The 10,974-nt window shown below is 67.4% G+C and carries 8 protein-coding genes; 5 read left to right on the forward strand and 3 right to left on the reverse strand.

Annotated features, from left to right (window positions below; genetic code table 11):
* The 3 genes from AC1DYX_RS21880 to AC1DYX_RS21890 all read right to left on the reverse strand — a co-directional run.
* On the reverse strand, positions 1-316 hold a 316-nt coding region (locus AC1DYX_RS21880), incomplete at its 3' end, for a hypothetical protein (protein ID WP_477262733.1).
* A gap of 238 nt (positions 317-554) precedes the next feature.
* Positions 555-1,904: a methyl-accepting chemotaxis protein gene (locus tag AC1DYX_RS21885; protein ID WP_477262735.1), complete on the reverse strand. Its 1,350-nt coding sequence runs from the start codon at positions 1,902-1,904 to the stop codon at positions 555-557.
* A 164-nt stretch (positions 1,905-2,068) separates the two neighbouring features.
* Entirely contained in the window at positions 2,069-3,127 is a 1,059-nt protein-coding gene (locus AC1DYX_RS21890; protein WP_477262737.1) for an alpha/beta hydrolase fold domain-containing protein, read from the reverse strand.
* A gap of 177 nt (positions 3,128-3,304) precedes the next feature.
* Here AC1DYX_RS21890 and AC1DYX_RS21895 point away from each other — a divergent pair, with 177 nt between their 5' ends.
* The 5 genes from AC1DYX_RS21895 to AC1DYX_RS21915 form a co-directional block, all read left to right on the forward strand.
* On the forward strand, positions 3,305-4,711 hold the full coding sequence (locus AC1DYX_RS21895) for a glycoside hydrolase family 88/105 protein (RefSeq protein ID WP_477262739.1): 1,407 nt from the start codon (positions 3,305-3,307) through the stop codon (positions 4,709-4,711).
* A 25-nt stretch (positions 4,712-4,736) separates the two neighbouring features.
* Positions 4,737-5,945 (forward strand): DUF4861 family protein, encoded by a 1,209-nt coding sequence (locus AC1DYX_RS21900; protein WP_477262741.1) that lies wholly within the window; start codon positions 4,737-4,739, stop codon positions 5,943-5,945.
* A 320-nt stretch (positions 5,946-6,265) separates the two neighbouring features.
* Complete coding sequence (locus tag AC1DYX_RS21905; RefSeq protein WP_477262743.1) at positions 6,266-8,992, forward strand: TonB-dependent receptor; 2,727 nt, start codon at positions 6,266-6,268, stop codon at positions 8,990-8,992.
* A 78-nt stretch (positions 8,993-9,070) separates the two neighbouring features.
* Positions 9,071-9,868 (forward strand): rhamnogalacturonan acetylesterase, encoded by a 798-nt coding sequence (locus AC1DYX_RS21910; RefSeq protein ID WP_477262745.1) that lies wholly within the window; start codon positions 9,071-9,073, stop codon positions 9,866-9,868.
* On the forward strand, positions 9,865-10,974 hold a 1,110-nt coding region (locus AC1DYX_RS21915; protein WP_477262747.1), incomplete at its 3' end, for a glycoside hydrolase family 28 protein. The genes AC1DYX_RS21910 and AC1DYX_RS21915, both read left to right, overlap by 4 nt.

Here is a 10,974-nt window from a genome sequence, read left to right on the forward strand (position 1 = left end):
CATGAATGGGCGCGCCGGTGGCGTGGCTACCGCGCAGCGTCAACTTCATCTGCCGTACCGGCACCTGCCGTTCGGGATAGACGGCGGCGATCAAGGCCCCGCGTCCCTGACTCGCCATCGCGGTTCCGCCAAACGCGTTACCGATATGGTTACCGTCGACGGCTGTCACCGCGAACAGTTGCGCCTTGGTCGAGTCTTCATTGAAACCTGTGTCGCGGATAACCGCTGTGGGACCCTTGTATTCGGGTGGCACCGGATTATAGGCTGCGCAGCCCGTCAAAACGAATGCCAGGATCGGCACAGCAAGCTTCTTCATCGTTGCTCCTTTGGATAAAACCACAAGTCTACCTTTCCCGAACCAACGTGTATATCCTGACAATCCGATTCATATCGCGGCGAGTTCTTCAATCTTCCACTACACCGGAGCAGGCCAGCCAGGGATAACACGACAGGCAGCCAATGCCATATCCGTCACGCCCGCAAATCCAGCCGCTCGATCTCGAAGTCGAAGCATTTGTCGCACGGGCACGCCCATCTCGATCACGGCCAGCGCCTCACGCTCCCTTCTCTTCGCGCCGCAACGCACTGACCGCCCGCGCCACCGACGCCGCATGCGCACACATGGTCTCCGCCGCATCGGCGCTCTGCACGACCAGCGCGGCCGTCTGCTGCGTCGTCGCCTCGATGTCGCGGATAGAGTCGCGCACCTGCTCGATGCCGTCGCGCTGTTCCTGGCTCGCGCCCGAGATCGCGGTCATGATGTCGGCCACGCGCTTGACGGCGTCGACGATCTGGCCCATCGTCTGCCCGGCCTCGTCCACGAGCTTGCCGCCCGCGTCCACGCGCACGACGGAATCGCCGATCAGGCGCCGCACTTCCCTGGCCGACTGCGCGCTGCGCTGGGCGAGGTTGCGCACCTCCGACGCCACGACGGCGAAGCCCCTGCCCTGCTCCCCCGCGCGGGCCGCTTCGACGGCGGCGTTCAGCGCGAGGATGTTCGTCTGGAAGGCGATGCCGTCGATGACGCTGATGATGTCCTGCACTTCGCGCGAACTGGAGCGGATCGAAGCCATCGTCTGCACGACGTCCGCCACCACCGCCCCGCCCTTGACGGCCATGGCCGACGCCGAGGCGACGAGGTCGTCGGCCAGCGCGGCGTGGTCAACGTTGCGCTTGACGGTCACCGTCAACGTGTCCACCGCGGCCGCGGCCTGTTCCAGGTGCGAGGTCTGCGCCGCCGTCCGCGCGGACAGGTCGGCGCTGCCGGACGCCACCGCGCTGGAGGTCTGCGTGATCAACGCCATGTCGCGTGCGACCTGCTCCGCGCTGTCGCGCATCGCGAGCAGCGTGTCCTGCAAGGTGCCGGCGCTCGCGACGACGGCCGTCGTCTCGCGCTGCAGGCGGACGGCGAGATAAGACAGTACGGCGGCTTCGACGACGACGTACGCGGCGTGCAGCAGCACGATGCCGATGCCCGGCCGGGTGAAGCAAAAGGCCGGATAGCCCCATTCCTGCAGATAGTTGAAAGTCAGGTGGTGCACGGCGGCCGTCGCGGCGGCGGCGATGATGACGCGCCAGTCCTGGTAGCAGACGAGGAAGGCCAGCAACACGAAGATCCCGAAGTGAAGCTCGGTGAYGCCGTGGGCCTGGTGGATGTTCAGCGCGCAGAACAGCATCAGGGCCACGGATACCGCCAGCCGCGTGGCCAGCCGGCCCGGCGCCGTCACGATCAGGGCAGTCGGCACGAGAACGAGCGGAAGGCCGGCGACAAAAGTCAGCGCCAGCGCGTCGTATGCCAGGCCCAGTGCCAGCGACAGCGCCAGCAGGCCCCACAGGACGACGAGAAACAGTTTGTCGGCTTTCGCCGCGTGGACGTCGGACGACTGGATCGAAATCTGGCGCATTTCCTCAGCTTCCCTCTTATAAGTTTGAAATAGATTGTAATTTAGCATTTCAAATTACTAATTGGGAAGATGTTAATTTGCAACATTGTCAATCGCCAACCTTGGAATGGTAAGCTTTACGCAGTCACCAGAAAACACATTCGGATGCCGCTCGCTGACTTCGATCAACCGCACGTCGCCAAATCGGGCATGACGCCGGCGCGCACCGCGCTCGTTGCCGCGCTGACGGGCGCACGCAAATACGTCCGCAGGAACGCATCCGTCGCGTCCACCGTCGGCGCCAGCCACGGGTCGAACAGCCAGAAGCTGTGCGGCGTGTCCGGCACGGCCACGACCCCGTGCGGCACACCCAGCGTGTCCAGCCGCGCAACCATCTCCTCGCGCCCCAGGCTGAAGCGCCGCTGCGCGCTGACGATGAACAGCATGGGCGGCGCGTCCGGTCCCACATGGAACAGTGGCGACGCATCGCGCCACAGTGCGGCCTTTTCCGCATAACGCCCGCCGAACCAGGCGCCGGCCGCTGACGGCTGTTTAGCCGGGTCGTCTTCGTAACGGCGCGCTTCTTCGGATGTGAAGTCGGACAGGCCGTCGATGTTCACGATCGCCTGCACTCGGCTCGACACCGCGCCGGGCGTCGCATCGGGATCGAAGCGCGCCTCCCCGTTCGTCACACCCGTCAGCGCGGCGATCTGGCCGCCGGCGGAACCGCCCGCGATGGCGATGCGGCCGGCGTCGATGCCGTAGTCCGCCGCATGCGCGCGCACCCAGCGCACGACGGCCTTGACATCGTGGATGGCGGCGGGATACGGCGCCTCCGGCGACAGACGGTAGCTGACGGTGACGGCCGCGTAACCCCGTTCGGCCATGCAGATCGCCATCGGCGCGAAGTTCGCGCGCACGCCCGCGCGCCAGCCGCCGCCGTGCACGAACACGATCGCCGGCAGCGCTGCGGAGGCGCCGGTACTGCCTTCCGCCGGCAGGTAGAGATCGAGCTGCAGGTCGTGCGCGACGCGCCGCGCATAGGTCACGTTCGTGACGGCGCGCACGGACGCGGGCACGGCGCGGCTGGCGATGCGGATGAAGGGATAGGCGGGCGCCAGCTTCGCGTACGTGGTCTCGGCCGTGTAGCTCTCGGGGGCAGGCGGAGCTTGCTGTGCGCCGTGCAAAGCGCAAGCGGCCAGCGTCGCAGCCGCAACGACCGATACCCCTATAAACCGTTTCACCATGCCTCCATATCGACGCGTCCGGGCCAGTATGCATGCAAACGTCCACCCCGGCTAGTCCGCCTTGCAAAAGTGGCCAGACCAACCTAGAATGGTCTGGCCAGATAAAAAAAGACAGGCCCGGCCACAAGGCACGAGGACCCGTCAAGAGTATAAAAACTATAATCGGAGATTACGTTGCAACTGCCAACCAGATTGCTTGCCAGCCTGGCCGCTTTCGCGTGCCTGGCCGTTCCCGCCCATGCGGACGGCCCTTACCGCAACCCCGACAACAAGAACCGCGACGATCCCGCCGAGGGCACGTATCCGGTGCCGTACCGGAAGCCCGTCGCGAGCGAGATCGCCGCATCGCTGCAGCGGATCATCGCTTACGTCGACAGCCAGACGCCGACCCGCATCGTACACAAAACCAGCGGCGCGCCCGTCACGGACTTGCGCGAGCCGATGGCGGACGCCGTGGTCGAGACGAAGGACGCCGGGTTCGGCCTGCAGGCCTACGAGATGGGCGTCGTGCACGCCGGCCTGCTGAAGGCCGCCGCCGTCACGGGCGACAAACGCTATACCGCCCTCACCGCCCGCCACTTCCGGTTCTTCGCCGACCGCCTCCCCTACTTCCGCGCCCAGGAAAGCCGGTTCCACCTCGAACGTGCGAACAGCTTCGCCCATTTCCTCGACCCGCGCGCGCTCGACGACGCCGGCTCGATGTGCGCCGCGATGATGCGCGCGCGCCGGGCCGGCATCGGTCCGGACCTCGCCGCGCAGATCCGCGTGTGCGGCGACTGGGTCGCGCAGCGTCAGTTCCGCCTGCCTGACGGCACCCTCGCGCGCCAGCGCCCGCAAGCGGTGTCGCTATGGGCCGACGATATGTACATGGGGATCCCGGCGCTGGCCGAGCTGGGTCGCATGACGGGCGAGCGCGCGTACTTCGACGACGCCGTCAGGAACATCCAGCAGATGACGGACTATCTGTTCGATCCGCAGACGAACCTGTACGCGCACGGCTGGAACGCGAACAACCCGGACGCGCCGCGCTTCTACTGGGCGCGCGCTAACGGCTGGGCCGTGCTCGCGATGTCCGACGTGCTCGACGTACTTCCCAAGGACCATCCGGGCTATCCGAAGGTCATGGCGCAGCTGAAGAAAACCCTGCGCGGCATCGCCGAACGCCAGTCCGGCGCCGGGCTGTGGCACCAGATGGTCGACCGCGACGACTCCTATCTCGAGACGTCGGCCAGCGCCATGTTCGTCTACGTGCTGGCGCACGCCGTCAACGAAGGCTGGGTCAGCCCCGTGACCTGGGGCCCGATCGCGCAGGCCGGCTGGAACGCGCTGTCGGCGCGCATCGATACGCAGGGCCGCGTGGAGGGCACGTGCGTCCAGACGACGTTCGCCAGCGACCAGGTCTATTACTACAACCGTCCCACCAGCACGGACGCCATGCACGGCTATGGCCCGATGCTGCTGGCCGGCGCCGAGATGATCCGCCTGCTGGGCAACCCGGCATTCGACATCGAGTACCGCGTCCGCACGTACCACTACGTGCCGAAGGACGGCGGCCAGACCAGCTACCGCGAACATCCCTGACCCAGCCTCGATGGAAGAGCGAACCATGCAAGCGAAAACCCTGTTTTGCGCCGCAGGCCTCCTGCTGTGCGCCACCGCCGGCGCGGCCGAGCGCCTGACCGTCACTGCGCGCCACGACCTCGACACGGCCCGCCCCTCCGAGACCATCGTCATCCCGTGGAAGGACGTCAACGCCGCGCTGCCCGGCGCGCTGATCCAGCATCTCGTCGTGAAGGATGCCGCCGGCCGCGTGCTGCCCTACCAGGTGACGAACGTCGCGCCGCTCGCCAAGGATCCGCAAGGCGTGGGCGCGGCCTATGGCGAACTGCTGTTCCAGCACGACTTCGCGCCCGGCGAAAAGGCGGCGACGTTCGTCATCGAAAAGAGCGACGCCCTGACGCCGCCGTTCGCGCCGAAAGCCTACGCCCGCTACGTCCCGGAACGCCTGGACGACTTCGCGTGGGAGAACGACGTCATCGGCCACCGCACCTACGGTCCCGCCCTCGCCGCGCCGGCGCCGCCCGGAAGCGGCAAGGAAGTGCTGGAGACGAGCGGCCTCGATATCTGGTTCAAGCGCGTCGACTATCCCATCGTCGACCGCTGGTACAACAAGGGCCACGACCACTACCACAAGGACGAGGGAGAAGGCATGGACATGTACAACGTCGGCCGCTCGCGCGGGGCCGGCGGCACGGGCGTCTGGGACGGCACGCGCCTGTCCACCAGCCGCAACTGGGCAAGCTGGAAGGTATTGGCCAACGGTCCGATCCGCACCGTGTTCGAACTCGCGTACGACGCCTGGGATGCCGGCGGCACGCGGGTCGCGGAAGTCAAGCGCTTCACCGTCGACGCCGGCCACCAGCTCGACCAGATCGACAGCACGTTCACGTTTTCCGGTCCGGCCGCGCTGACGGTGGCCGTGGGGCTGAACAGGACGCCATCGGACAAGCAGCAGGAACCGCGCGTGTCCCTGGTGCGCGACGATGCCGGCCACGCGCTGCTGCAATGGGTCGAGCAGACGACGAATGGCGCGTTCGGCACCGCCATCGTGCTGCCCACCTCGACCGGCTACGCCGAGGATGCGCTGAACGACCTCGTGCTGGCGCGCGTGACCTCCGGCACGCCGCTGTGCTACTGGGTCGGGGCCGCGTGGGACCGCGCCGGCCGCATCACGTCGAAGGCCGCATGGCAGGCCTACGTGGCGGCCGAGGTCCGGCGTTACGCGCACCCCGTACGCATCACGCTCGACAGGTAGGGTGGGCACCCCTGTGCCCACCAAACGCACTACATCTCAGGAACCGCCACGCGGCCGCGCACACGACGCGGCGGCCCGCGTCCGCCCATGCGCCACACCCCGGCGCCACCGGGCGCAATGTTGAATTTTCGATACACTGCAAATTTTTTGGACCGACCACATTGATATATTGGTCTGACCAATGTAGAGTCATCGTACAAGTTGGAGCCGTGCAGCACACGGCCCGAGCCACGCCAGGCAGGTTTAGCAAGAAGCATTCATCGGCGCCGCAGCCCCCCGGCGGCGCCGGACGTCATTCGATAAAAACAGGAGACAGCTTCATGAAATACCCCAGCACCACCCCTTACCGCACCACGTCCCGTCAATTCGTCCTCTCCTCCATCGCGCTCGCAGTGCTGAGCCTCACCCAGCAGGCGCAAGCGCAACAGGCCGACGCGCCTGTGCAGCGCGTCGAAGTCACCGGCTCCAGCATCAAGCGCCTGGCCGCCGAGGAAGCCCTGCCCGTCACCACGATCAAGGCCGAGGAACTGGTCAAGCAGGGCATGACCACGCTGGCCGACGTGATGATGGCGCTGCCCCAGTCCGCGTCGCTGCAGCCCTCGAACGCGGGCTCCGGCACCAACATCAACCTGCGCGGCCTGGGCGTGAACCGCACCCTCGTGCTGCTGAACGGCCGCCGTCTCGCCAACGAGGCCATCGCCGACGGCTACGCGAACCTCGATACGATCCCGATCAGCGCCCTGGCGCGCGTCGAGATCCTGCGCGACGGCGCCTCGTCGATCTACGGTTCGGACGCCATCGGCGGCGTCGTCAACTTCATCACCAAGCGCGAGGTCACCGGGGGCAACGTCACCGTGCAGGCCGTGCAGCCGCAGCGCCACGGCGGCGGCGACGAGCAGCGCGTGCAGGTCACCTTCGGCAAGGGCAGCCTGGAGCAGGATGGCTGGAACGTCTACGGCACGATCGACTTCCACCAGCGCAGCCGCCTGCTGCTGTCGGACCGCGCCGGCTACGTGCCCGACGCGGCCGCGATGACCGCGATCGGCCTGCCGCCCGGCGCCGCCAGCGGCGGCTATGCGACGCCTGCCAACTTCACCAGCTCCGCCAACAAGAACGCCGCGAACCCGTATTATTCGAGCGGCTGCCTGGCGCCGTACTCGATCCAGGGCGCGAAGAACACCTGCGTGCTGAACAACGACACGTACGGCACCGCGCTGCACCCGAACAAGCAGCTGACGATGTATGCGAAGGCGACGAAGAAGATCGACGCCGACAATACGGTGACGGTGGAATACGCGCGCGGCGACGAATCGATCTACGGGTACAAGAACCCGACCCAGGCACTCGCCGTCGGTTCGCGCAACGCGCTCCTGCCCTCGACCAGCAAGTGGTATCCGGGCAAGAGCGGCGGCGTACCGGCCGTCGCCGGCATCACGAACCAGCCGCTGACCGTGTCGTGGGCCGTGGCCRACTTCGGCCCGGCGGTCACGCGCGACAACCAGATCAACCAGCGCCTGCTGCTGGCGGCCGACGGCCATTTCGGCAACTGGGACTACAAGGCCGGCATGACCTATGGCCTGTCGCTGCGCAAGGGCTACTATAAATCCGGCTATTTCTCGGGCCCGGGCCTGCTCGACGGTCTCGCGAACGGCACCCTGAACCCGTTCGGCCTGCAGGACCAGGCCGGCCGCGACTATCTCGAATCGATCGCGGCCGACGGCATGCAGAACCGCAGTTCGAAGAGCGCCTACTACGGCTTCGACGGCACCATCAGCCGCTCGTTGATGGCCCTGCCCGGCGGCGACCTGGCGTTCGCACTGGGCGCCGACCTGCACCGCGACACCAACGAAGACACCAAGCTGGCGCAGGCCGCCGACATCACGTATGCGAAGAGCGTCCCCGCGCACGGCGAGAGCGCGCGCAACGTGGCCGGCATCTACACGGAATTCGACGCGCCCGTCACGAAGACGCTCGACCTGAACGCCGCGCTGCGCGTGGATAAATACAGCGACGTCGGATCGACCGTGACGCCGAAGATCAGCTTCCGCTGGCAGCCGATGAAGAGCATCATGTTCCGCGGCTCGGCCAACACGGGCTTCCGCGCGCCCACGTTGTTCGACCGCTACGGCTACCGCACGACCGTCGCCAACACGACGACGGCCGGCCGCTGGGACGACCCCGTGCTGTGCCCGGGCCCGACACCAGCGATTCCCGGCTCCGGCACGGCCGTCGCCGGCGCCAACCCGGCCGACGTCTGCAACGCGAAGCTGAACAAGCTGACCGGATCGAACAACGCGCTGCAGCCGGAACGCTCCAAGGGCGGCACGCTCGGCGTCGTGTTCGAGCCGAGCCGCACGTTCACGGCATCGTTCGACTACTGGCAGGTCAACATGAAGGACATGCTGGCCAACCTGCCGGAAAACGTCTACTTCACGAATTATGCGGACTACAAGAACCTGTTCGTGCGTAACGCCGACGGCTCGCTCGCCTACATCAACAACACGACGATGAACCTCGGCGGCCAGATCGCGGCCGGTGTCGACGTGTCGGCCAACTGGGAGATCGCGCGCAACAGCTGGGGCACGTTCGGCGCCGCCATCGACGGTACGTACCTGACGCGCTTCGACAACCAGCTGGTGCCGAACGGTCCCTGGATGTCGAACGTCGGCCAGTTCGGCTGGGCCAGCAACGGCACCACGTCGAGCCTCCCGATCATCACGTTCCGCTGGAAGCACAACCTGCGCCTGTCGTGGCAGAGCGGCGACTACGCGGCCCAACTGACCAACAACTTCAACAGCAAGTACCGCGACGCCAATACCGCGGTCGCGCCGCAGTTCTACCGCGACATCCCGTCGTATTCGACGTGGAATCTGACGGCCTCGGTCCGCGTGCAGAAGCAGGTCCGCATCACGGCCGGCGTGACGAACCTGACCGACAAGGCGCCGCCGATCACCAACAACACGCTCTACAGCAACGGCTACCTGAGCAGCGTGGCCAATCCGACGGGCCGTGCCTGGAACCTGCGCGTGAGCTACGATTTCGACTGACCGTCGGCTCGCACCTGCCGCACCGCGTCCCGCTTCAGGGCGCGGTGCGGCGCACGCAGTCCAACCGAAAGGAGACCGATGTATCCAATCCGTATCGCACTCGCCGCGCTCGTGCTGGCCGGTCACGCCGTTGCCGCCGACGTCCCACATCCCCCCATCCGCGTCATCCTCGTCGGCGATTCCACGATGGCGACGAAGAGCGGCTACGGCGACGCCCTGTGCGCCCGCTTCACCCCTGACGTCGCTTGCGTCAACCTGGCACGCGGCGGCCGCAGCTCCGCCAGCTTCCGCGCGGAAGGCCGCTGGGACGACGTGCAGCGCATGCTGAAAGAAGGCGCAAGCTTCGGGGCGACCTATGTCCTCGTCCAGTTCGGCCACAACGACCAGCCGGGCAAGCCGGGCCGCTCGAMGGACCTCGTCACGGCATTCCCCGCCAACATGGCACGCTACGCACGCGAGACGCGCGAACTGGGCGGCGTGCCCGTGCTCGTCACGCCGCTCACGCGCCGCACGTTCAAGGGCGCTTACCTGGCCAACGACCTGGCGCCGTGGGCCGACGCCACGCGCGGCGCGGCCACGCGCGAGCATGCCGTACTGCTCGACCTGAACCGCGACAGCTACGACGCCGTCCAGGCCATGGGCCAGGACGACGCCGACACGCTCGCCGCCGCGCCGCGCCCGCCGGGCTATGGCCTGGCCTCGCCGGCAGGCCGCGACCCGAACAGGGTCGAGCCGGCCGGCGCCGCGAAATCGGCGTTCGATCGCACGCACCTCGGCAGCAAGGGCGCCGACTTTTTCGCGCGCATGGTCGAGCGCGAGCTGGTGGCGGCACGGCCGGAGACGGCGCGCTACTTCAAGGACGGAGGCAAGCCTTGAGACGCGCCGCGCTGCTCGCCTGCGCGCTCGCGCATGTCCATGCGCACGCGCAGGACGGCCGCAACGTGCGCGAGCCCGTCGTGCCGCCCGCCTGCGCCGTGCTGATCGGCGAAACGACGCACGCGGGCCGCGACGACGCCCCGCGCATCCAGGCCGCCATCGACAAATGCGCACCCGGCCATGCCGTCGTCCTCGCGCCCAGCAACTTCCGGCGCAGCTTCGTGGCCGGGCCCCTGATGCTCCGCGACGGCGTCACGCTGCTCGTGGACACCGGCGCCACGTTGTACGCCAGCACGGACCCGCGCCTGTTCGACCGCGGCGCCGGCACCTGCGGCACGAACGATTCCTCCGGCCGCGGCTGCCGACCGTTCATCACGGCGGAGAAGGTGCGCGGCGCCGGCATCATGGGCGGCGGCACCATCGACGGCCAGGGCGGCGCGACGATCCTCGGCGCGACGGAGACGTGGTGGCAGATCGCGCGCCGCGCGCAACGGGAAAAGACACGGCAGAACGTGCCGCGCCTGATCCAGTTCGACCAGGTGCAGGACGTCACGCTGTACCGTATCACGCTGAAAAATTCGCCGAACTTCCACGTCACCTTGAACGGCATCGACGGGTTCACCGCCTGGGGCGTCACCATCGACACGCCGCACGACGCGCGCAACACGGACGGCATCGACCCGATCTCGTCGCGCAACGTCACCATTGCGCACAGCGTCATCCGCACGGGCGACGACAACGTGGCCGTCAAGGCCGGCGGCGGCGGGCCGACGGAAAACGTCTCCATCCTGCACAACCGCTTCTACAGCGGCCACGGGATGTCGATCGGCAGCGAGACGAATGGCGGCGTGCGCAACGTGCTCGTCGACGACCTGACGATGGACGGCACCACGTCCGGCCTGCGCATCAAGAGCAACGACACGCGCGGCGGACGCGTCGAGGGCATCGTCTACCGCGACGTCTGCCTGCGCGGCATCCGCTCGCCCATCGAGATCACGACGCATTACGAACAGCCCGCGCAGCCGGGCAACCTGATCCCCGAGTACGCCGGCATCCGCCTGCAGGGGGTACGCAGCACGACGCCGGGCCGCATCCTGCTGCAGGGC

This window comes from Massilia sp. P2_C2 (genome assembly GCF_056404615.1).

Coding starts and splice junctions, on each gene's coding strand:
- AC1DYX_RS21900 (WP_477262741.1), top strand. CDS start 4,737: ATGCAAGCGAAAACCCTGTTTTGCGCCGCAGGCCTCCTGCTGTGCGCC.